Source organism: Xanthomonas bonasiae (assembly GCF_017163705.1).
Lineage (GTDB): Bacteria > Pseudomonadota > Gammaproteobacteria > Xanthomonadales > Xanthomonadaceae > Xanthomonas_A > Xanthomonas_A bonasiae.
This window is the reverse complement of record NZ_JAFIWB010000031.1, coordinates 1-20849: the sequence shown is the minus strand read 5'-3', so window position 1 is coordinate 20849 and position 20849 is coordinate 1. Positions and strand designations below refer to the sequence as shown.

The 20849-nt window shown below is 68.3% G+C and carries 22 protein-coding genes; all 22 read left to right on the top strand.

What is annotated here, in order from left to right:
• The first annotated feature begins 213 nt into the window (after positions 1–213).
• Positions 214–540, top strand: a complete 327-nt coding sequence (locus tag JR064_RS20145; RefSeq protein ID WP_206230911.1) for a YerC/YecD family TrpR-related protein — start codon at positions 214–216, stop codon at positions 538–540.
• A gap of 9 nt (positions 541–549) precedes the next feature.
• Positions 550–1464 carry an ATP phosphoribosyltransferase gene (hisG, locus tag JR064_RS20140; protein WP_179564308.1) on the top strand — a complete coding sequence of 305 codons (915 nt, stop codon included), beginning with the start codon at positions 550–552 and terminating at the stop codon, positions 1462–1464.
• Positions 1461–2756, top strand: coding sequence for a histidinol dehydrogenase (gene hisD / locus JR064_RS20135; RefSeq protein WP_206230910.1), 1296 nt, complete (start codon positions 1461–1463; stop codon positions 2754–2756). Before hisG ends, hisD begins: the two co-directional genes overlap by 4 nt.
• A gap of 20 nt (positions 2757–2776) precedes the next feature.
• Complete coding sequence (gene hisC, locus JR064_RS20130; protein WP_425510319.1) at positions 2777–3862, top strand: histidinol-phosphate transaminase; 1086 nt, start codon at positions 2777–2779, stop codon at positions 3860–3862.
• Complete coding sequence (gene hisB / locus JR064_RS20125) at positions 3859–4932, top strand: bifunctional histidinol-phosphatase/imidazoleglycerol-phosphate dehydratase HisB (protein ID WP_206230908.1); 1074 nt, start codon at positions 3859–3861, stop codon at positions 4930–4932. Before hisC ends, hisB begins: the two co-directional genes overlap by 4 nt.
• A gap of 28 nt (positions 4933–4960) precedes the next feature.
• The gene (gene hisH, locus JR064_RS20120) at positions 4961–5563 is read left to right on the top strand and encodes an imidazole glycerol phosphate synthase subunit HisH (protein WP_206230907.1); all 603 of its coding nucleotides are present in this window, start codon (positions 4961–4963) and stop codon (positions 5561–5563) included.
• A complete protein-coding gene (hisA, locus tag JR064_RS20115; protein WP_206230906.1) occupies positions 5560–6294 on the top strand; it encodes a 1-(5-phosphoribosyl)-5-[(5-phosphoribosylamino)methylideneamino]imidazole-4-carboxamide isomerase in 735 nt (244 codons plus the stop codon). Before hisH ends, hisA begins: the two co-directional genes overlap by 4 nt.
• The gene (hisF, locus tag JR064_RS20110; protein WP_191826985.1) at positions 6288–7064 is read left to right on the top strand and encodes an imidazole glycerol phosphate synthase subunit HisF; all 777 of its coding nucleotides are present in this window, start codon (positions 6288–6290) and stop codon (positions 7062–7064) included. The genes hisA and hisF overlap by 7 nt, the downstream gene beginning before the upstream one ends.
• Complete coding sequence (gene hisIE / locus JR064_RS20105) at positions 7054–7677, top strand: bifunctional phosphoribosyl-AMP cyclohydrolase/phosphoribosyl-ATP diphosphatase HisIE (protein ID WP_206230905.1); 624 nt, start codon at positions 7054–7056, stop codon at positions 7675–7677. The genes hisF and hisIE overlap by 11 nt, the downstream gene beginning before the upstream one ends.
• Positions 7678–7915: 238 nt before the next feature.
• Positions 7916–8050: a hypothetical protein gene (locus JR064_RS23255; RefSeq protein WP_277420390.1), complete on the top strand. Its 135-nt coding sequence runs from the start codon at positions 7916–7918 to the stop codon at positions 8048–8050.
• A gap of 438 nt (positions 8051–8488) precedes the next feature.
• Positions 8489–9178, top strand: a complete 690-nt coding sequence (locus JR064_RS20100) for a GrpB family protein (protein ID WP_241093188.1) — start codon at positions 8489–8491, stop codon at positions 9176–9178.
• A 60-nt stretch (positions 9179–9238) separates the two neighbouring features.
• Positions 9239–10012 carry an ABC transporter permease gene (locus JR064_RS20095; protein WP_206230904.1) on the top strand — a complete coding sequence of 258 codons (774 nt, stop codon included), beginning with the start codon at positions 9239–9241 and terminating at the stop codon, positions 10010–10012.
• A 68-nt stretch (positions 10013–10080) separates the two neighbouring features.
• Entirely contained in the window at positions 10081–10890 is an 810-nt protein-coding gene (locus tag JR064_RS20090) for a nucleotidyltransferase family protein (RefSeq protein WP_206230903.1), read from the top strand.
• Between the two features lie 9 nt (positions 10891–10899).
• Positions 10900–12180: a hypothetical protein gene (locus JR064_RS20085; protein ID WP_206230902.1), complete on the top strand. Its 1281-nt coding sequence runs from the start codon at positions 10900–10902 to the stop codon at positions 12178–12180.
• Between the two features lie 173 nt (positions 12181–12353).
• A complete protein-coding gene (locus JR064_RS20080) occupies positions 12354–12905 on the top strand; it encodes a hypothetical protein (RefSeq protein ID WP_206230901.1) in 552 nt (183 codons plus the stop codon).
• Positions 12902–14251, top strand: coding sequence for a class I adenylate-forming enzyme family protein (locus tag JR064_RS20075; RefSeq protein WP_206230900.1), 1350 nt, complete (start codon positions 12902–12904; stop codon positions 14249–14251). Before JR064_RS20080 ends, JR064_RS20075 begins: the two co-directional genes overlap by 4 nt.
• A complete protein-coding gene (locus tag JR064_RS20070; protein ID WP_191826978.1) occupies positions 14244–14525 on the top strand; it encodes an acyl carrier protein in 282 nt (93 codons plus the stop codon). The genes JR064_RS20075 and JR064_RS20070 overlap by 8 nt, the downstream gene beginning before the upstream one ends.
• Positions 14525–15874 (top strand): coproporphyrinogen-III oxidase family protein, encoded by a 1350-nt coding sequence (locus JR064_RS20065; protein WP_206230899.1) that lies wholly within the window; start codon positions 14525–14527, stop codon positions 15872–15874. Before JR064_RS20070 ends, JR064_RS20065 begins: the two co-directional genes overlap by 1 nt.
• A 5-nt stretch (positions 15875–15879) precedes the next feature.
• Positions 15880–16635, top strand: a complete 756-nt coding sequence (locus JR064_RS20060) for a hypothetical protein (RefSeq protein WP_206230898.1) — start codon at positions 15880–15882, stop codon at positions 16633–16635.
• Entirely contained in the window at positions 16632–17336 is a 705-nt protein-coding gene (locus JR064_RS20055) for an SDR family NAD(P)-dependent oxidoreductase (RefSeq protein WP_191826975.1), read from the top strand. The genes JR064_RS20060 and JR064_RS20055 overlap by 4 nt, the downstream gene beginning before the upstream one ends.
• The gene (locus JR064_RS20050) at positions 17330–18178 is read left to right on the top strand and encodes a sulfotransferase (RefSeq protein WP_206230897.1); all 849 of its coding nucleotides are present in this window, start codon (positions 17330–17332) and stop codon (positions 18176–18178) included. Before JR064_RS20055 ends, JR064_RS20050 begins: the two co-directional genes overlap by 7 nt.
• 559 nt (positions 18179–18737) lie before the next feature.
• Positions 18738–20324: a calcineurin-like phosphoesterase C-terminal domain-containing protein gene (locus tag JR064_RS20045; RefSeq protein ID WP_206230896.1), complete on the top strand. Its 1587-nt coding sequence runs from the start codon at positions 18738–18740 to the stop codon at positions 20322–20324.
• Positions 20325–20849 lie beyond the last annotated feature (525 nt).

Genomic DNA, 20849 nt, shown 5'->3' with positions numbered 1-20849 from the left:
ATGCGATCGCTGCGAGCGCCTGTCGCGGCTGAAGCCGCTCCTGCAGGAAGCGGTGTGCGTGCGTTGTAGGAGCGGCTTCAGCCGCGACAGATCGCATGGCGCCCTTGCGCCGATCAAGGGCCGAACACAACAACCGCAGAACGCCCGCGCGCCGCGGCTTGACCCGGCCTGTCCAATCGCGTTAATGTACTAACACGCTATTACATTATCGCAATGAAACAACGACCCGCCACGCAACCCGATCGCGACAGCGACACCTCGTTCAAGGCGCTTTCGCGCGCCCTGGCCCACCTGAGCAAGCCGCAGGAGGTCGCCGCGTTCCTGCAGGACCTGTGCACGCCGGCCGAGCTGGAGGCGATGTCCGATCGCTGGCGGGTGGTGCCGCTGCTGCTCAAGGGCGTGCCGTACCGCGAGATCCACGAGCTGACCCAGGTCAGCGTGACCACCATCGGCCGCGTCGCGCGGACCCTGGAATACGGCGCCGGCGGCTATGCCGCGGCGCTGCGCCGGCAAGCGGCGCGCCCCTCCGATTCCCATTGAGATGTCCTGATGAGTGCTTCCCTGGCAGCGCCGGCGCGTGACCGGCTGCGTATCGCGATCCAGAAGAGTGGCCGCCTGGCCGAGCCGGCGCGGGCGGTGCTGGCCGCCTGCGGGCTGAGCTGGCGCGAGAGCCGCGACAAGTTGTTCTGCTACGGCGAGTCGCTGCCGGTGGACCTGTTGCTGGTGCGCGACGACGACATCCCCGGGCTGATCGCCGACGGCGTCTGCGATTTCGGCATCGTCGGCCGCAACGAGCTGGAAGAGCAGGCCGGCGAGCGCCGCCGCAACGGCCTGCCGGAGGCCTACCGCGCGTTGCGCGGGCTGAACTTCGGCCAGTGCCGGCTGATGCTGGCGGTGCCCGACAGCTGGGAGTGGACCGGTTCGGAACAACTGCAGGGCAAGCGCATCGCCACCAGCTATCCGGCGGTGCTGGCCGACTGGCTGGAAGCGCGCGGCCTCGACGCGCAGGTAGTGGAGCTGTCCGGCTCGGTGGAGATCGCGCCACGCCTGGGCACCGCCGACCTGATCTGCGATCTGGTCTCCAGCGGCGCGACCCTGGCCGCCAACCAGCTCAAGCCGGTGGAGACGTTGCTGGAAAGCGAGGCGGTGCTGGCCGGGCCGGTGCGCGAACCGGGCGACGCCCGCGCCGGGCTGGCGGCGATGCTGCTGCGCCGGCTCGACGGTGTGCTCAAGCTGCGCGACAGCAAGCTGCTGATGTTCCGCGCCTCGCGCGACCACGTCGCCGAACTGACCCGGTTGCTGCCCGATGCCGATCCGCTGGTGCAACTGCCCGGCGACGCCGACGGCCCGCTGCACTTGCAGACCATGTGCCACGGCGCGATCACCTGGCAGCGCATGGAGGAACTGGAGCGCGCCGGCGCGCAGGGGCTGATGGTGTTGACGGTGGAGCGTTCGCTGGCATGAACCGACTGGACTGGAATTCGCTCGACGCGCAGGCGCGCACGCAGGCCCTGACCCGGCCGGCGCAGACCGTCGCCGCGCAGACCCGCGCCGCGGTGGCGCAACTGCTGGACGACGTACGCAGCCGCGGCGACGCCGCCCTGCGCGAGATCACCGCGCGTTTCGACGGCGTGGTGCTGCAGCGTTTCGAAGTCGGTGCCGACGAGTTCGCCGCTGCCGAAGCCGCGGTGCCGGCGGTGCTGCGCGAGGCGATGGCGCAGGCCGCGGCACGGATCGAGACCTTCCACCGCGCCGGCATGACCCAGCCCTATGCGGTGGAAACCGCGCCGGGTGTGGTCTGCGAGCGGGTGGTGCGGCCGATCGGCCGGGTCGGCCTGTACGTGCCGGCCGGCAGCGCGCCGTTGCCGTCCACCGCGCTGATGCTGTGCGTGCCGGCGGCGCTGGCCGGCTGCCGCGAGGTGGTGCTGTGCACGCCGCCGCGCGCCGACGGTTCGGCCGATCCGGCGGTGCTGGTCGCCGCAAGGCTGACCGGCGTGGACCGCGTGTTCAAGCTCGGCGGCGCGCAGGCGATCGCGGCGATGGGCTTCGGCACCGAGTCGGTGCCGTCGTGCGACAAGCTGTTCGGACCGGGCAACGGCTACGTCACGGAGGCCAAGCAGCAGGTGGCGCAGGCCGGTGCGGCGGCGATCGACATGCCGGCCGGCCCGTCCGAGGTGCTGGTGATCGCCGATGTCGGCGCCGATGCCGTGTTCGTCGCCGCCGACCTGCTGTCGCAGGCCGAGCATGGCCCGGATTCGCAGGTGCTGCTGCTGTCCGACAGCGCCGAGCTGATCGATGCGGTCGAGGACGAGATCGAGCGCCAGCTGGCGACGCTGCCGCGTGCGGCGATCGCGCGCCAGGCGCTGGCCGCGTCGCGGCTGATCCAGGTCGGCACGCTCGAGGATGCCTTCGCGATCAGCAACCGCTATGCGCCCGAACACCTGATTCTGGCGCTGCGCGAGCCGCGCGGCTGGCTGGAGCGGGTCGAGGCGGCCGGCTCGGTGTTCCTCGGCGACTACACACCCGAAGCGCTGGGCGACTATTGCAGCGGCACCAACCACGTGCTGCCGACCAACGGCGCGGCGCGCGCCTACAGCGGGGTCAGCGTCGCCAGCTTCCAGAACTTCGTCAGCGTGCAGAGCGCCAGCCGTGCCGGCATCGCCGCGATCGGCGCCTGTGCGGTGACCATGGCACGCGCCGAGGGCCTGGACGCGCACGCCAACGCGGTGGCGCTGCGCATGGAGAAGGCGGCATGAGCGCGCAGAACGGAGTGCAGATGCCGGGATCGATGCTGGCGCTGGTCCGCCAGGACCTGCGCGACTTCGCAGGCTACTCCTCGGCGCGCAGCAGCGCGCTGCACGGCGAGGTCTGGCTCAACGCCAACGAATCGGCCTGGGCCAACCCGGCCGACCGCGACGCCGGCAACCGCCGCTATCCGGATCCGCAGCCGCCAGCGTTGCGTGCGGCCTTGGCATCGCTGTACGCCTGCGCGCCGGAGCAGTTGCTGCTCGGCCGCGGCAGCGACGAGGCCATCGACCTGCTGCTGCGCGCGCTGTGCGAGCCGGGCCGCGACGCGATCGTGATCACCCCGCCGGTGTTCGGCATGTATGCGGTCTGCGCGCGCCTGCAGAACGCGCGCATCGTCGAAGTGCCGTTGCGCGAGGACGTGGCCGGACTGGTGACCGACGTCGATGCGGTGGTCGATGCGGCACTGAGCCAGATGGCCAAGCTGGTGTTCCTGTGCTCGCCGGGCAATCCCAGCGGTGCGGCGATCCCGCTGGCCGAGATCGAACGCGCCGCCGAGCGCCTGCACGGGCGCGCCTTGCTGGTGGTCGACGAGGCCTACGGCGAATTCTCCGATGTGCCGTCTGCGACCACGCTGCTGGCGCGTCACGCCAATCTGGCGGTGCTGCGCACATTGTCCAAGGCGCATGCGCTGGCTGCGGCGCGGATCGGCTGCGTGATCGCCGATCCGGCGCTGATCGCGGTGCTGCGCCGCTGCCAGGCGCCGTATCCGATTCCGGCGCCATGCACGCAGCTGGCGCTGGCTGCGCTACAGGCCGAGCCGTTGCGCCAGACCGCGGCACGCGTGGCCGAGATCCGCCGCGAGCGCGAGCGCATGTCCACCGCACTGGCCGCGCTGCCCGGCGTGCGCCGCGTGTATCCGTCGCAGGGCAACTTCCTGCTGCTGCGCTTCGACGATGCCGAGGCCGCGTTCGGCGCCTTGCTCGGCGCCGGCGTGGTGGTGCGCGACCAGCGTGCCGCGCCGACCCTGGGCGATGCGCTGCGCATCACCCTCGGTACCGCGGAGCAGAACCAGCGCGTGCTCGGCGCGCTGCAGGCGGGGAGGGCGGCGGCATGACCCCGATCCTGTTCGTCGACCGCGACGGCACCCTGATCGAGGAGCCGGCCGACTTCCAGATCGATGCCTACGAGAAGCTGCGCTTCGTGCAGGGCGTGATCCCGGCGATGTTGAAATTGCGCGATGCCGGCTACCAGTTCGTCATCGTCACCAACCAGGACGGCCTGGGCAGCGAGGCCTATCCGCAGGCCGCGTTCGACGGTCCCAACGACCTGATGCTGCAGATCTTCGCCAGCCAGGGCATCGCCTTCCGCGAGGTGCTGGTCGACCGCAGCTGGCCGGCCGACAACGCGCCCACGCGCAAGCCCGGCATCGGCCTGATGCTGCCGTACCTGCAGGACCGCAGCATCGACTGGGCGCGTTCGGCGATGGTCGGCGACCGCCTCACCGACATCCAGTTCGCCGACAACCTGCGCATCCGCGGTTTCCAGCTGAAGACCGAACAGTTCGGCGGCGACTGGGACTGGGCCGGCATCGCCCACGAACTGGCCGATGCGCCGCGCCGCGCCAGGGTGCAGCGCGACACCAAGGAAACCCGGATTGCGGTCGAGATCGACCTGGACCTGGCGCGCGACCCGCATTGCGCCACCGGCCTGCCGTTCTTCGACCACATGCTCGAGCAGATCGGCAAGCACGGCGGCTTCGCGCTGGACGTGCGCGCCGAGGGCGACCTGCATATCGACGAGCACCACACCATCGAGGACACCGGCCTGGCGCTGGGCCAGGCCTTGCGCCAGGCGCTGGGCGACAAGCGCGGCATCGGCCGCTACGGCTTCACCCTGCCGATGGACGAGACCCTGGCCAGCGCCGCGCTGGATTTCAGCGGCCGCCCGTACTTCGTGTTCGAAGGCGAGTTCAGGCGCGAGCGCGTCGGCGACATGCCGACCGAACTGGTGCCGCACTTCTTCCGTTCGCTGTGCGATGCCGCTGGCCTGAACCTGCACCTGCGCGTGCACGGCGACAACGACCACCACAAGGTCGAGGCCTGCTTCAAGGCGCTGGCGCGCGCCCTGCGCCAGGCCGTGCGCCGCGAGGGTGCGGCGCTGCCTTCGACCAAGGGCGTGCTGTGATGCGCGCAGGTGCTTCAGGGACGCTGCGATGACCGATGTCGCCCTGATCGATGCCGGCGGCGCCAACCTCGGGTCGGTGCGTTACGCGCTCGAACGCCTGGGCGTGGAAGCCAGACTGGTGCGCGACGCCGCCGGGCTGCAGGGCGCCGACCGGGTGATCCTGCCCGGCGTCGGCGCCGCGCCGCACGCGATGGCGCGGTTGCGCGAGCAAGGGCTGATCGAGCCGCTGCGTGCGCTCGAGGTGCCGCTGATCGGCATCTGCCTGGGCATGCAGCTGCTGTTCGAGCATTCCGAGGAAGGCGATGTCGATTGCCTGGGCCTGCTGACCGGCGTGGTCCGGCACATGCCGCCGGCGCTGGGCATCCGCATCCCGCACATGGGCTGGAACCGGCTGCTGCCGATGCGTCCGTCGCCGCTGCTGGACGGCCTGCCGGACACCGCCACCGCCTATTTCGTGCATGGCTACGCCGCACCGGTGACTGCCGACACCGTCGCCGCCTGCGACCATGGCGGCCTGTTCACCGCGGTGGTGCAACGCGGCCGCCGCTGCGGCGCGCAGTTCCACCCCGAGCGCTCGGCGAGCACCGGCGCGCGCATCCTGCGCAACTTCCTCGAGACCGATTTCCCATGAGCTTCATCGTCTATCCCGCGCTGGACATCCGCGACGGCCGCGTGGTGCGGCTGGTGCAGGGCGACTACGCCCGCGAAACCCACTACGGCGACGATCCGCTGCCGCGCGCGCAGGCCTTCGCCGACGCCGGCGCAGGCTGGATGCACCTGGTGGACCTGGACGCGGCGCGCGCCGGTGGCTACACCCTGGCGCCGCTGCTGAGCCAGATCCGCGCGCAGACCGGACTGCAGGTGCAGACCGGCGGCGGGGTGCGCTCGCGCGCCGACGTGCAACGCATTCTCGATGCCGGCGCCGCGCGCGTGGTGATCGGTTCGTTGGCGGTACGCGACCGCGAGTCGGTGCTGGAATGGCTGGCCGAGTTCGGCGCCGAGCGCATCACCGTGGCGCTGGACACGCGCCAGGACGCGCAGGGGATATGGCGGTTGCCGGTGCTGGGCTGGACCGAGACCTCCTCGCTGACCCTGGAAGCGTTGGCGGTCGAGTACGCTGCGGCCGGGCTGAAACACCTGCTGTGCACCGACATCGCCCGCGACGGCATGCTGTCCGGGCCGAACCTGGAGCTGTACGCCTACCTGCGCCGGATCGCGCCGGGCGTGCACGTGCAGGCCTCCGGCGGTATCCGCGACGCCGCCGACGTGCGCGCCGCGCGCGAGGTCGGCTGCGCCGGCGCGGTGCTCGGCAAGTCGCTGCTGGAAGGCCGGCTGCGCCTGGACGAGGCGCTGGCATGCTGAGCCGGCGCATCATCCCGTGCCTGGACGTGCGCGACGGCCGCGTGGTCAAGGGCGTCAAGTTCCGCGACCACATCGACATGGGCGATATCGTCGAACTGGCCTTGCGCTACCGCGACCAGGGCGCCGACGAACTGGTGTTCTACGACATCGGCGCCAGCCCGGAAGGGCGCTCGGTCGACTACGCCTGGGTCGAGCGGGTGGCACGGCTGATCGACATCCCGTTCTGCGTGGCCGGCGGCATCCGCGACGTGGCCACCGCACGTGCGGTGCTGCATGCCGGCGCCGACAAGATCTCGATCAATTCGCCGGCGCTGGAACGGCCGGCGCTGATCGCCGAACTGGCCGAGGCGTTCGGCGTGCAATGCGTGGTGGTCGGCATCGATTCGATCCGCGAGGACGACGGTGAATGGCGCGTGCGCCGCTTCACCGGCGATCCCAGCAAGACCCAGGCGCTGCCCGTGCGCACCGTGGATTGGGTGGTGGAGGCGCAGCAGCTGGGCGCCGGCGAGATCGTGCTGAACTGCATGGACAACGACGGCGTACGCCGCGGCTACGACATCGCCCAGCTGTTCGAGGTGCGCTCGCTGTGCAAGGTGCCGCTGGTCGCCTCCGGCGGCGCCGGCGAACTGCAGCACTTCGCCGACGTATTCGAGCAGGCCGACGTGGACGGCGCCCTGGCCGCCAGCGTGTTCCACAGCGGCGCGATTCCGATTCCCGACCTCAAGCGCTTCCTGCGCCAACGACAGATCGAGGTGCGCGATGGCGCATGAGCACGAAGCCGCCGCCGCGACTGCGGATGCGGAACTGGACTGGAGCAAGGGCGATGGCCTGCTGCCGGTGGTGGTGCAGGACGCGGCCACGCTGCGCGTGCTGATGCTCGGCTACATGAATGCCGACGCGCTGGCGGCGACCCGCGCCAGCGGCAAGGTCACCTTCTACAGCCGCAGCAAGCAGCGCCTGTGGACCAAGGGCGAAAGCTCGGGCAACACCTTGGACCTGGTGTCGATCGAGACCGATTGCGACCGCGACACGTTGCTGGTGCTGGCGCATCCGCACGGCCCGACCTGCCACCTCGGCCGCACGAGCTGCTTCCCGCAGGCGCCGGGCCAGTTCCTGGGCGCGCTCGACCGCCTGGTCGCGCAACGCGAACGCGAGCGTCCGCTGGGCAGCTACACCACGCAATTGTTCGAGAAGGGCACGCGGCGCATCGCGCAGAAGGTCGGCGAGGAAGGCGTGGAGACCGCATTGGCCGGCGTGGCGCAGGACGATGAAGCGTTGCTCGGCGAATCGGCCGACCTGCTGTATCACCTGACCGTGCTGCTGCGCGCACGCGGCCTGGCGCTGGCCGACGCGGTCGCGGTGCTGGAAGCCCGGCACAAGTAGGCTGGCGCGGCGGCAGCCAGCGTCGTGCCGCGACGGTGGCTGCCATCGCGGCCTGTTTCGATCGCAGGACTCCACGCACGTCGCCGCGCGCCGCAGTGCTCACCTGCCTGCCGACTGTCGCGGCATCCTCGCTGGCGCAGCTGGCGACGATCGGCGGCAGCGTCTACCGGGAGCGCGACGGCCACGCGTGCCGCGGCACCGGTGGGTGCGGCATCGCCGGCGTGCAGGTGTCGACGGCGTGCACATCGTGCGGACCGATGCGCAGCGCCGCTATGGCCTCACGGTGGAGCAGGGGTACGCGGTGTTGATGATCGAGTCCGACGGCTGCGCCGCCGGCCTGATGTCGCTTGACAACGACCATGGCGATCCATAAGCATCCGCCTGCCGGCGATGCTGGGCGCGGAATGCCGCAGTGCCGGGATGCTTGGGCCACGCACAGCGCTTGCGCCGATCAACTCACATGCAATGGAGATGCAATGGCAGGTAAGCTGGATGCAACCGCCGCCGATCCGGGCGATGCGCTTCCTGAGCGGTACGCCGACCTCGGCCGGACACCGAAAGCGCGTATCCCATGTCTCCAATGGAACCGCCATGTTCCTTGGAGCCGTGCCACCCACGGGCTTGAGCGCCAGCCGAATGCTCTAGTCGGGGATCGGCAGGGGGGCGTCGAGAGTCACGCGTGGTTGAACAGGCGGTTGGTGCGTCGGTGTTCCCGCAGGTCCCTGCACACCGAGATCGCCGCTTCCGGCTGCAACCGGCGACCGTATCTGGGTTTCCTGATCATCGGCGACGCTATGACAACGCGCGGGCGATGCCGCGTGCCGTCGTGAGTGCCCAGCCGAGAGAGACCGGCGGCGCCCTCCAGCTGGCGCGCGTCATCAGGCGGCTCAAGGAGCAAGTGCTCCCCGGTGAGCTGGGCGCGGAGACCGTCGAACACCTCGTGCGCCGCTACTCGCGCGTGCGCCCGCCGGCGCTGGAGCTGGACATGCAGAGCCGGTACGACGCGGGCTGGCCGCAGGCATTCGAGGACGAGCGAGGCCGGCTGCTGGAGGCATTGGTCGGCGAGGACGTGGTCGGCATCGAACATATCGGAAGCACGTCCATTGCCGGCCTGCCGAGCAAGAACATCCTGGATATCGCCGTGGCGACCGGCGCATCGCTTCCGGCCGAGCGCCAGTCCCGGATATTGGCCGGGCTCGGCTATCAGGCGTATGGCGAAAGCCCGATCGATGCGGGGTTCTCGTGGCATTGGCGCATCGGGCAGGACGGCGGCCGCTCGTTCGTCGTGCACACCTGTGCCGCCGACAATCCTCGATTCGCCGACATCCTGAATTTCCGCGACTTCCTGCGCGCCTTCCCGGAGGAGCGGCAGGGCTACCTGGACCTCAAGCAGGCGCTGGCGGCGGTGCCCGGTCAGACCTGGATGGAATACAGCGTGTTCAAGAAAGTCCTCGTCGTGCGGATCACCGCGCGCGCCAACGCGTGGCGCATGCGCAACTGACATGCCCGCAACCGCCGTCGCGACGCACGCTCTCCGCTTTCAGACGCAACCCGGTGCGGCATGAACGCTTCGCATAGTTTGATCGCCCTGCGTTGCCTGGTCCGGCGCGAGGTCGCGCACATGTTCCGCATGTGGGTGCAGACCTTGGTTCCGCCCCTGGCGATGATGGTTCTGTACTTCGCGATCTTCGGCAAGCTGATCGGAAGTCGCATCGGCACCTTCGACGGGTTCAGCTATGTGCAATTCATCGCTCCCGGCCTGGTGATGATGTGCATCATCACCAATAGCTACGCCAACGCTTCCAGCGCGTTCTATTTCATGCGCTTCAACCGCGCGATAGAAGAACTGCTGGTATCGCCGATGCGCGATTGGACGATCCTGCTGGGCTATGTGACCTGCGCGGTGGTGCGCGGTTTCCTGGTCGGCGGCCTGGTGTTGCTGGTCGCGTTGTCGCTGACCTCGCTGCGCATCGCGCACCCCTCTATCGTCTTCCTGTCGGCACTACTGGCCGCCACGATCTTTTCCCTGGTCGGCATCATCGTCGCCATATACGCGAAGAACTTCTACGACACCGGGCACGTATCGACCTATGTCCTGACGCCGCTCTCCTATCTCGGCGGCGTGTTCTATCCGGTCGGCCTGTTGGGCGAACCCTGGCAGAGCATTTCGCGGCTCAATCCGCTCATGCACATGATCAGCGCGTTCCGTTATGGCGTACTGGGCATGGACACCGCGGGCATCGGCACTTCGCTTGTGGTGATGCTGTTGTTCATTATAGGCTTGGCCGCCTTCGCGCTGACGCTGCTCGGCAGAGGCGTCGGCATCAGGTCCTGAGCATCGTGGGGAAGCGTGCGCGGGACGCAGCGGCGATGATCGGCCACCAGGATCAGGTATCTCGCGACATGAAGATCATCGATGCATCGCTCGCACCCGAGCGAGTGGAAGCCGCTCTGGAACAGCAGGTGTATCGGGACGACCGATGCGACGTGCGCGTGCGCGACCTCATCGAGGTGTTCCGACGCGCGGGCAAGCGCGTCTTCATCATCGGAGGCACGCCGAGGGATTGGCTCGCAGGCCGGCCGGCCAAGGACATCGATCTGGCGCTGGACTGCGGCCTGGACGAAACGCACCGCCTGCTGTGCGACGCCTATCCCGGTACCGACGCCGCTGCGCTGCGCATGCGCAACGACCGTTTCGGCGTCCTGCGTTGGGGCGACGCCGCTTCGGGCGCGGTAGACATCAATATCCTGCGCAGTTGGAAGGACATCCAGAACGGCGACATGTGGAACACGCGTTTCGTCGCGCGCGCCGATCTGGCCGAGGACGCGCTCATGCGCGACTTCTCGGTCAATGCGTTCTACTACGACTGCGCCGAGCGGGTCCTGCTCGATCCCCTGGGCTGCGGCGTCGGCGATCTGCACGAGAAATCGCTCAGACTCATCGCCCATCCCCGCGTGCTGGAAGCCAGTTACCGGATGACCTTCCGCATCGCCCAATTCCTCAGCCGCGGCTACTCGGCCACGAGCAACGTGCTCGCCTATCTGGACAGTCACGCCGATCGCGACATCCAGGGCATGGGCACGCGCATCCGGCGATGGACTCCCGAGCATCTGCGTGTGGAGAGCGACCAGCAGGAGGCGTTCAAGCGCGCGCTCTATGCGCACGCCCGCCAGCCGGCCTCGATCGACACGCTGGATTCCTTCTTCGCCTGAGAGGCTCGCATGGATGCACCGATCGCCACGCCGCCGGCGCCTTTCCGCCGCGTCTTTCAGGCCGGGATGCGCGACGGCGGTGGTCGACTGCTCAGCGGCACCGAAGTGCTGCACCTGGTGCCGCATCGCGGGCGGCTGTTTTCTTCGCTGTCCTACACCCACAACCGGTATCTGCCGGGCGATCCGCCGGTCGGCGCGCAGATCGCCGTGCTGGACCGGGCGGACGGCGAGTGGCGGCAGGCCCACGAATACGATCGCGACTATTGGCGGGTGTTGCTGAAATCGGTGGCGTTCACCGAGGACGGGCGCGGCCGCACGCTCGATGCCCCGGTCTCGCTGCTGCTCGCCGGTCCCTCGAACAGCCAGGGCGCGGTGTATGTCGATTGCTTCGACGACGAAGCCGGGACGTGGGCGCGCACGCGCCTGGGCGTCGGCTCCGGCCTGACCAGTACCCGCAGCTTCTTCGTCCATCGCGACACCGTGACCGGGCAGGAGCGCGTCTTTGCCGGGACGTTGCCGCTCGGCATTTTCAGCGGCAGCTACGACCCGGACGCGCCGGGCAAGATCCGCTGGGACGAACATGCCGAGTTGTCCGGCTATCGGCGCCGTCCGATGGCCTTCACCCAATGCGATGGCCACCTGTACGTCAGCATCCGGCCGCACCTGTATCGACGCATCGACGGCCCCGCGCCGCGATGGGAGAAGGTCCACACCATCGCGGACCCGCTGATTTTCCCCAGTTGCGGATACCGGGGACTCACCGCCGTTGCCCATCCCTCGGGATCGGGCCAGGTGCTGCTGGCGGCACTGGAAGGGGACCGTTGCCGGATAGTGCGGATCGACCCGCGCGACGATTTCCGCGAGACCCTGGAACTGGACGTGCTCGACTTCCTGGGCATGCACTGGGGAAAACGCCCGGCGTTCGGCGTGGTGGCCTACGACGACTTCACGCCCGTGGTCGATCCCGGTACCGGACAGGCGCTGTTGCTGGCCGGCGTCGGCGCCAGTTACAGCACGCGGGTCGACATCCATCCGACGGATGGGTGGGTGCGGGATGCCTGGTATCTGATCCGCGATCCGGGAGGGCGGCGGCATACGCTCGGACGGATCGAAACGGCGGACCTGGAACCGCCGGCAGCGCTTTTCGCCGCTCGCAGCTTCGCTGCGTCTCCCTTCGAACCAGGAACGCTGTACGTCGGCGGTTGCGATCCCAACAACCAACCCTGCCGCGAGACCGCGTGGGTGTTTTCGGCTCCGATCGAAACGGTGCTCGCGCCGCGAACGCGGTGATGTCGATGCGCGGATATCCGGCGGGCGAAGCCGTCGCTTGTCTACATTTCCGCTGCGTCTTCTGAATATACTCGGCAAATGCCCCCGGAGCATAAGGAAATGCACAATGATGCGTTGTGCATCTGACAGCCGTGTGTCTGCTGCCTGCGGGATTCTTTCAAGGACGAACGCGCATGACCTCGCACCTGTTGGCTTCCTGGACTGCTTCTCCGGACACGACCTCCGCGGAGCCGTATGCCGGGAGCCTCTGGGCCGAAGCCATGCCTTCGCAGCGGCTCAGCGACTATCTGGCCTTGCAGGGTTCGACCACCTTCTTTCTGGAGGCTGTCGCCGGATTGCCCGTAGAGGTTGAAGTCCTGGGTCAATGCATCGAGGCGCAAGCCGACGGCAGCGAGGTCCTGCGCCGTCGTTCCCGGCTGTACGTGCGCGACCCGGGCAACATCCTCCTGGTCGCCGAATCGTCGATCCAACTGGCCTGCATCGACGCGGAGCAGCGGCAAAAGCTTCTCGACGGCAGCGTGGGCATCGGCAAGCTGTTCGATCCGCACGACCGCGGTCTGCTCGAAAAGACCGACCTGGAAACCCTGCGCGTGCCAGCGCCGCGCAGTCTGCGGACGGAATCGACCTGGGCGATATCGCGACGCTACGCGATGCGGCTCAATGGCGCCCACTGCGTCGAAGTGAGCGAAATTCTCAACAACGAATCCCTGGAGCGCGCGCGATGAACGCAGCGGCCCTCGCTCCGTTCCGCGCGCAGGGCTGGCGCGACGCGCTTGCCGCCAGCGGCAGCGTGGTGCATCTCAATGGCGAAAGCGCGACGCTGAAACAGCTCCTGGACACAGGGCGCGAGCGATGGCAGGCCTACCGCATGCACAGGCGGGTCGCGCTGCTGGGAATCGGCGATCTCGGCATGCTGTCGCTGCAGCTGACGGCCATCGTCGACGGGCATCCGCTGCTGCTCTGCGCGGGCGACGCCACGCCACCGGCCCTGTGCGACGCGCATATCGGCGCTGCGGCCGGGAACGAGGCAGCGGCCTCGCCTCTGGAGATCGCGCCACCGCCCGCCGGGTATGGGCAATGGCCGGACGGGGTGGCGGTGCTGTCCTCGGGTACTGTGGGCACGCCGAAGGTGATCTGGCATGCGTACGACGATCTGCTCGCGACCGGCGCCATGGTCCTGCGCCGGCTCGAACTCGGCGCGCACGACCGGGTGCTGATCACCGTTCCCCTGCACCATATGTACGGCCTCGGCGCGGCATTGATTCCGGCGTTGCTGGCCGGCGCGCAGATCCACTTGCTGGCCAAGGCCAATCTGCTCGGCTTCAACGATGCGCTGCGGGCCGCCCAGCCGACCTGGGTCTTTTCCACGCCGCACTTGTTGCGCATGCTGCTGCAGCGCAAGAACGATGCGGTCGCCAGTTGCCGCGGCCTCGTGCTCGCCGGCGACGGCACGCCGCCCTCGCTGCACGCGCAGGCGCAACGGGTGTTCAACCGCGTCTTCGACCTCTACGGAAGTTCCGAGCTCGGCGTGGTGGCGATCTCCGAGCCCAACGCACCCAAGGCGCTGCGTCCGCTCGAAGGCGTGCGCGCATGCCTCGCGGACGCGGACGCCGCGCAAGGCACTCTCATCGTGAGCCATCCGCATGCCGCGACGCATATCGCCCACCAGGGAACGCTGTCGGCGTTGCCCGCCGAGTGGGACACGCGCGACATCGCGACCTTCGACGACAGCGGCGGTTTCGCGATACGCGGCCGGGCCGATCTCAGCCTGAACCGCGCGGGCAGGCTGCTGATCCTGGCCGATCTCGAGGGCGCCATCATGGGCTGGCCGGATGTCGACCAGGCCGTGGCGATCGTGCTCGAAGACGAGACCACGGCCGGCAAGGCCATCGCCGCCGTGATCAAGCCCTCGACCTCGGCCTTGACCATCGACGCCCTCAAGCGCCACGCATCGATGACCCTGCCGGCCTTCGCCCGGCCGGACCACTACACGCTCGTGTCGGACCTGCCTTGCCTGGGTAGCGGAAAACCCGACAGGAAGACCATCATCAAGGAGTATCGCCATGGATAAGTCTCAGATCGTCGACACCTTGAAGCGCCTCATCGCCGAGGACCTGGATCTCAATGTGCGCTACGAGCAGATCCAGGACGGGGCTTCTTTCCTGGAAGACGGACTCGCGCTGGATTCCATCAGCATGGCCGAGTTCATCGACCATCTCGAGCGCCGCTTCCCGATCCGCATCCTGGACGAAGATCTGGATTCGGGCACGTTCAAGTCGCTCGATAGCGTGGCGGCGCTGGTGCTGAAGCGCCTGCCCGAGCATGCGGACGAGGCCAGCGCGTAATGACGAACCTCACGATCGCGCTGGTCGGCGACGCGGGCGCGCCGCCGATCGAAGCGCCGCCGGACTATCGCAACGAAGCGCCGAACCGCGACGGCTTCGTGGTGGCGTGGCCGCCCCAGCGTTACTGGAAGTCGGCCGGCGACGCCGATCTGCTGTCCGAAAAGCCGCTGCATCTGTACTTCCATATTCCGTTCTGCCTGCAGCGCTGCCGCTACTGCTTCTTCAAGATCGAGATCCTGTCCGAGTCTTCGCACGCGGTCCGCGAGCGCTACGTCGACGCCTTGTGCCGCGAGATCGAGCTGGTCGCCGACGCGCACAGGTTGCGCGGACGGCGCGTGAAGTCGATCTATTTCGGCGGCGGCACGCCCAGCGTGATCCAGCCCGAGCAGCTGCGGCGGATCAAGCGCAAGATCGAGGAATGCTTCGTGCTGGACGCGCCGGAGTTCGTTTTCGAGATCGAGCCGATCACGCTGAACAACCGCATGATCGACGGCCTGGCGGACCTCGGCGTCAACCGGATCAGCTTCGGCATCCAGTCCTTCGACGACCGCGTCGTCGCCTTGACCGGCCGCCACGATACCGACGAAAAGAATTCGCGCGCGATCGAGCGCGCGCTGAGCACCGGAGCAGTGGTCAACGTGGACCTGCTGTCCGGGCTCGAAGGCGAGACGATGCAGAGCTGGCAGCACTCGATCAATCGTGCCGTCTCCCTCGGGGTGCATGCGGTCACCGTGTACAAGATGGAGCTGTACTCCAACGCGCACTACATGAACGACGTCCGGCAAGGCACGCTCTCGCTGCCCGGGCCGGATCAGGAGATGGCGTTCGCGCGCTGGGGTCTTTCGCGCCTGCGCGAGGCCGGCTACCTGCCGTCCACGTACTTCACCTTTACCCGCGAAGGGAAGTATCCGCAGCATCACATCATCAGCCGTTGGCGCGGCGAAGACATGTATGGCTTCGGCGCGTCGGCGTTCGGAACCGTCGGCGGCCGCAGCAGGCAGAACATCACCGAGATCGACGCATATTTGGAACGCGTCGAGAGCGGACTGATCCCGACCCAGCGGGTGCTGGAGATCAGCAGCGCCGACCATATGCTGCGCGACCTGGTGATGGGGCTGAAGACGACCTCGATCGATCTCGACGACTACCAGAACAGGCACGGCGTGCACCTGGACATGATGCTCGCCGAGGATCTCGCGCACCTCCAGCGTCAAGGCCTGGTCACCCTCAAGGACCAGCGACTGCGCCTCACCGACGAGGGCGTCATCTACGGCGACTATTGCGGCCGTTATCTCGGCGCGGCGTTGAGGCGTCGGCTCACCGGCAACGCGAGGCCGCTCAAGGCCTGACCACGATGCTGATAACGCCGGATTTCGTTTTCATCCACATGCCCAAGACGGGCGGAACGTTCATCACCCAGATGCTGCGGCGCGTGTATGGCGCGCAGGCCGTGGAAACCGGGCGGAAACACGCCACCTGCGACGAGATCCCGGACGCCGACCGAGGCAAGCCCATCCTCTCGGTCATGCGCTCGCCCTTCGACCGCTACGTGTCCCAGTACCACTACGGCTGGTGGAAGACGCATCCGCAGGAATACTGCGATCCGGCGCTGATCCAGCGGGACTTTCCCGAGTATCCCCAGGTCGGTTTCGACGCGTTCGTCGCGATCGCCAATCGCTTCTTCGTCAACGTGCATCGCGGCGTAGCCAGCGGATACGACACTCCGAAGCTGCCGGCGGAGCGGGCGCTCGGTTGGCACACGGAGCAGTTCATCCGCTTCTTCTGCAAGGACCCGAAGAGCGCATTCGCCGGCATCGGCGAGCAAGACCTCGATCGGGGACACCTGCAGGCGTTCGAGTATCCGGTCGAGTTCCTGCGGACCGAGACGCTCAACGACGACCTCGCCGACTATCTCGAGCGCCATGGCGCGGATGCGTCGCTGTCGAAAACCGTCCGCGAGCACGGCCGGGTCATGCCGGACGAGGCCCACGAAGCGCGGGCGCGCCCGCACGCGCGCGACTACTTCGACGACAACCTGCGCGATTTCGTCGTGCGCAGGGAAGCCTTCCTGTTCAACCGCTTTCCGGAATACCGGATGGATGCAGCATGACCGAAACGACAGCCGGCGATCGCGTCGCCCTCATCAGCGGCGGCAATCGGGGCATCGGCCTCGCCGCATGCGAAGGCCTCGCCCAGCGCGGCGTGCATGTGTACATGGGCTGCCGGAATCTGGCCGACGGCGCGTTGGCGGTCGAGCGTCGCCAGCTGACCAACGTGACGCCGATCCAACTGGACGTCTGTTCGGAAGCTTCGATGGCGGCGGCGATCGACGTCGTCGCCCAGGCCCACGGGCATATCGACCTGCTCGTCAACAACGCCGGTGTCTCCGTCGGCGTGCGCGACAAGCCCAGCACGGAAGCCCAGGCGCAGGCGCGGGCGACGTTCGACGTCAATTTCTTCGGCCCGTGGCGCCTGATCCAGCTCGTCCTGCCCTTGATGCGCGAGCGTGCGCAGGCGCAGATCATCAATGTGTCCAGCGGCCATGGCAGCTCCACCAAGATCGAAGGCAACAACCTGGCGTACCGAAGCTCGAAGTCGGCATTGAACGTGCTGACCCAGGCGCTGGCGATCGAGCTTGCCGACAGCGGCATCCGCGTCAACTGCATGACCCCGGGGTGGGTCAGGACCAAGCTCGGCGGCATCGCCGCGCCGCGTTCGCCGGAGGAGGGGGCCGAGACCATCCTGTGGCTGGCCGATGGCGGCGGCGAGACCGGAAAGTTCTACAAGGACAAGGCGATTTTTCCGTGGTGAAGGCGCCGAATCTCTTCGTCATCGGCGCGCCGCGATGCGGCACCACGTCGCTGTTCGCCGCGCTGAAGCAGCATCCCGATGTCTACGCGTCCGTGCTGAAGGAACCGCATTTCTACGCCGCGGATCTGCCCGCTCAACCGCATACCGTTTCCGATCCTGCGGATTACCAGCGGCTGTTCGCCGTTGCCGGCGATCAGCGCTATCGCGCCGAGGCCTCGGTCTGGTACTTCTACAGCCACGAGGCGCCGGCGTTGATCGCGAAGGCGCATCCCGATGCGCGCATCGTGCTGCTGTTGCGAAATCCGGCGGACATGCTGGTCAGCCTGTACGAGCTGTATCTGCGCACGGGCAACGAAGGCGACGCGGACCCCGAGGCGGCGATCTTCCGCACCGGCGAGGCGCGTTTCGCGACCACGTATTTCCCGTTCGGACTGCACTACCTCAACCTGCTGGACGTGACCGGGCCGCTGTCGCGCTGGCGCCAGTTCTTCCCGGAACAGCGGTTGCGGTTGATGACGTTCGAGGACATGTACGCGGCACCGGACGCCGGTTTCCGCGACCTCTGCGGCTGGCTGGGGATCGACCGGGACGCTGCGGTGAGCTTCGACTCCCGGCAAGCGCGCGAGGCGGTGCGGACGATGGCGATGAAGCAACTGCGCGACCTGCCGGAGCATCTTCGCCGCAAAATGAATCCCGACGCTTCCCGGTTGCACGCCGGCAAGGGGGGAGTCGCGATCCCCGACGCGCTGCGCCTGCGCCTGCGCCAGCGCGCGCGGGAGCTCAACGCCGGTTTTCCGGTGGCGGCGGGCAGGCCATGGCCTGACGCCTGGGGACATGCCTGACGGTTTCGGCCCGAAGCGCGTCAGTCGCCCGCGAAATCGCAGGTCGGCAGGGATTCGGGCCTGCCAAAGTTGCGCGCGGCCGGGTTCGCCGGCCGCGCTGGGCGCCGGTGCACACCGCATCGGGTGTGCGCGCCTTCGGCCCTTGGCGTCGCGAGCAGCGCGCGAGCAGCGGATATGGACTGCGGGATGCGACACCGCGAGCGCCGCGGATTGATGCGATGGGTTTCTGGCTTGGCGAGCGGCGAACGTTTGCCTTCCTGCGGCGGGACTGAAGTCCCTCCCACACTGCACCCGGTCCGCTGCTGCGCGCCTTTGTAGGAGCGGCTTCCGCCGCGACGCGCGACGAGCCAGCCGGCGAACTGGCCGGCTTCACAAGCGCGCTGTCGCGGCCGAAGCCTCTCAATCGGTGCGTGGTGGCCGGCATCGACTCAATCCGCGAAGCCGCCGGCCAGTGGCGTGCGCTCTGCACACCGGCGCGCCGGCTGACGCGGCCGCGTCGCCGCAGTGCCGTGAGGGATGGCTACAATCGCGACTTCTTACGCTTTCCCGGGTCCATGCCATGTCGCTGCGCGTCGTAATGCTCACCTGCCTGTTGACTGCCGCGCTTCCGGCGCTGGCGCAACCGGCGACGATCAGCGGCAGCGTCTACCAGGAGCGCGACGGCCACGCGGGCCGCGGCAACGGCGAGCGCGGCATCGCCGGCGTGCAGGTGTCCGACGGCGTGCACATCGTGCGCACCGATGCGCAGGGCCGCTACAGCCTCGCGGTGGAGCCGGGGCGCACGGTGTTCGTGATCAAGCCCGACGGCTACGCCTTCGCCAGCGCCGGCAACGGCTTGCCGGACTACTGGCGGCACTATGCACCGGCGGGATCGCCCAAGCTCAAGTATCCGGGCATCGCGCCCACCAGCGGCGCCACCAGCGGCTGGGATTTCGCGCTGCGCGCGCAAGCGCCGGCGGCCAGCACCGAGGTGCTGGTGTTCACCGATACCCAGACCGCCTCGGCGACCGATGTCGGCTACTACGCGCGCGACATCGTCGCGCCGCTGGTGGGCAAGACCCACGCGCGCCTGGGCACCACCCTGGGCGACGTGGTCAGCGACAACCTGGCGCTGTATCCGGCGCTGAACGCCGAAACCGCCAAGCTCGGCGTGCCGTGGTTCCATGTGCCCGGCAACCACGATCTGAATTTCGATGCCGCCGACGATGCCGGCTCGCTGTCCAGCTGGCGCGCGATCTATGGCCCGGACACCTACGCGGTGGAGGAGGGCGGCGCCAGCTTCGTGTTCCTCGACGACGTGGTCTATCGGCCGAAGCAGCAGCCCGACTACATTGGCGGCCTGCGCGAGGACCAGTTCGCATTCCTGCAGGCGTACCTGGCGACGCTGCCCAAAGACCGGCTGCTGGTGCTGGGCATGCACATCCCGCTGTTCGACGCCGCGCCGGGCAGGGAGACCTTCCGCCATGCCGACCGCGCGCGCCTGTTCGGCTTGCTGCAGGCGTTTCCGCACGTGCTGGTGCTCAGCGGCCATACCCACACCCAGCGCCACTATTACCACGGCGCCGACGACGGCTGGCACGGCGCGCAGCCCTTGCACGAATACAATGTCGGCGCGGCCTGCGGCGCGTACTGGTCCGGCGTCAAGGATGCCGACGGCATCCCCGCGACGACGATGGCCGACGGCACCCCGAACGGTTATGCGGTCCTGGACGTGAAGCGGGGCGGCGACTATGCGCTGGCCTATCACGCCGCGCGCGCGGCCGGCGACCCACAGCTGCAGTTGCACGCGCCCAAGTTGCTGCGCCGCAAGGCCTATCCGGACTTCGGGGTGTACGCGAACGTGTTCATGGGCGAGGACGACAGCCGCGTGGAATATCGCATCGACGAGGGCGCATGGAAGCCGATGGTCCGCGTGCAGCGGCCGGATCCGGACCTGCTCGCCGAGAACGCGCGCGACGATGCAGCCGAGGCGCTGCGCGGCTACGATCGCTCGCCGGAAGCCGTCCCGTCGCAGCATCTGTGGCGCGGCACCCTGCCGACCGACCTGGCCGCCGGCGCGCACCGCATCGAGGTGCGCGCCTTCGACCGCTGGCGCGGCGAGCAGCGCGCGAGTACCGACTACCGCCTGCAGGACGCGACGCCCTGAATGCGCGTCGCGGGTCGGCTCGTGGATCGACGGGTTCCTAGCCGATGCAAGAAGCGGCGTGCGGCGAACGGTCCGGTTTCCTGCGTCGGGACTGAAGTCCCTCCCACACTGCGTCAGCGCCGCGCTGGTGCGCGCCGACAGCAGCCCAACCCGCTGCTGCGCGCTTTTGTAGGAGCGGCTTCAGCCGCGACAAACGAGCCGGCAAACCGGTCGGCCCGCGAGCGAACTGTCGGGGCTGAAGCCCCTCCTACAGTGCACTCAGGCTGGCTTTCTTCGCTTCCTGTAAGGGAGGCTCCAATCGCGACAATGCGGCAGTGAGATAGGTGGCTTCGTCAGCTGTCGGGATTGAAGTCCTTCCCACACTGCGTCCAGCCCGCTGCTGCGCGCTTTTGTAGGAGCGGCTTCAGCCGCGACAAACGAGCCGGCAAACCGGTCGACCCCGCCAGCAAACTGTCGGGGCTGAAGCCCCTCCTACAGTGCACTCAGGCTGGCTTTCTTCGCTTCCTGTAAGGGAGGCTCCAATCG

Bases quoted from the DNA above. Each gene is read 5' to 3' on its own strand.
- JR064_RS20145 (WP_206230911.1), top strand. From the start codon at position 214: ATGAAACAACGACCCGCCACGCAACCCGATCGCGACAGCGACACCTCG.
- hisG (WP_179564308.1), top strand. From the start codon at position 550: ATGAGTGCTTCCCTGGCAGCGCCGGCGCGTGACCGGCTGCGTATCGCG.
- hisD (WP_206230910.1), top strand. From the start codon at position 1,461: ATGAACCGACTGGACTGGAATTCGCTCGACGCGCAGGCGCGCACGCAG.
- hisC (WP_425510319.1), top strand. From the start codon at position 2,777: ATGCCGGGATCGATGCTGGCGCTGGTCCGCCAGGACCTGCGCGACTTC.
- hisB (WP_206230908.1), top strand. From the start codon at position 3,859: ATGACCCCGATCCTGTTCGTCGACCGCGACGGCACCCTGATCGAGGAG.
- hisH (WP_206230907.1), top strand. From the start codon at position 4,961: ATGACCGATGTCGCCCTGATCGATGCCGGCGGCGCCAACCTCGGGTCG.
- hisA (WP_206230906.1), top strand. From the start codon at position 5,560: ATGAGCTTCATCGTCTATCCCGCGCTGGACATCCGCGACGGCCGCGTG.
- hisF (WP_191826985.1), top strand. From the start codon at position 6,288: ATGCTGAGCCGGCGCATCATCCCGTGCCTGGACGTGCGCGACGGCCGC.
- hisIE (WP_206230905.1), top strand. From the start codon at position 7,054: ATGGCGCATGAGCACGAAGCCGCCGCCGCGACTGCGGATGCGGAACTG.
- JR064_RS20100 (WP_241093188.1), top strand. From the start codon at position 8,489: ATGCCGCGTGCCGTCGTGAGTGCCCAGCCGAGAGAGACCGGCGGCGCC.
- JR064_RS20095 (WP_206230904.1), top strand. From the start codon at position 9,239: ATGAACGCTTCGCATAGTTTGATCGCCCTGCGTTGCCTGGTCCGGCGC.
- JR064_RS20090 (WP_206230903.1), top strand. From the start codon at position 10,081: ATGAAGATCATCGATGCATCGCTCGCACCCGAGCGAGTGGAAGCCGCT.
- JR064_RS20085 (WP_206230902.1), top strand. From the start codon at position 10,900: ATGGATGCACCGATCGCCACGCCGCCGGCGCCTTTCCGCCGCGTCTTT.
- JR064_RS20080 (WP_206230901.1), top strand. From the start codon at position 12,354: ATGACCTCGCACCTGTTGGCTTCCTGGACTGCTTCTCCGGACACGACC.
- JR064_RS20075 (WP_206230900.1), top strand. From the start codon at position 12,902: ATGAACGCAGCGGCCCTCGCTCCGTTCCGCGCGCAGGGCTGGCGCGAC.
- JR064_RS20070 (WP_191826978.1), top strand. From the start codon at position 14,244: ATGGATAAGTCTCAGATCGTCGACACCTTGAAGCGCCTCATCGCCGAG.
- JR064_RS20065 (WP_206230899.1), top strand. From the start codon at position 14,525: ATGACGAACCTCACGATCGCGCTGGTCGGCGACGCGGGCGCGCCGCCG.
- JR064_RS20060 (WP_206230898.1), top strand. From the start codon at position 15,880: ATGCTGATAACGCCGGATTTCGTTTTCATCCACATGCCCAAGACGGGC.
- JR064_RS20055 (WP_191826975.1), top strand. From the start codon at position 16,632: ATGACCGAAACGACAGCCGGCGATCGCGTCGCCCTCATCAGCGGCGGC.
- JR064_RS20045 (WP_206230896.1), top strand. From the start codon at position 18,738: ATGTCGCTGCGCGTCGTAATGCTCACCTGCCTGTTGACTGCCGCGCTT.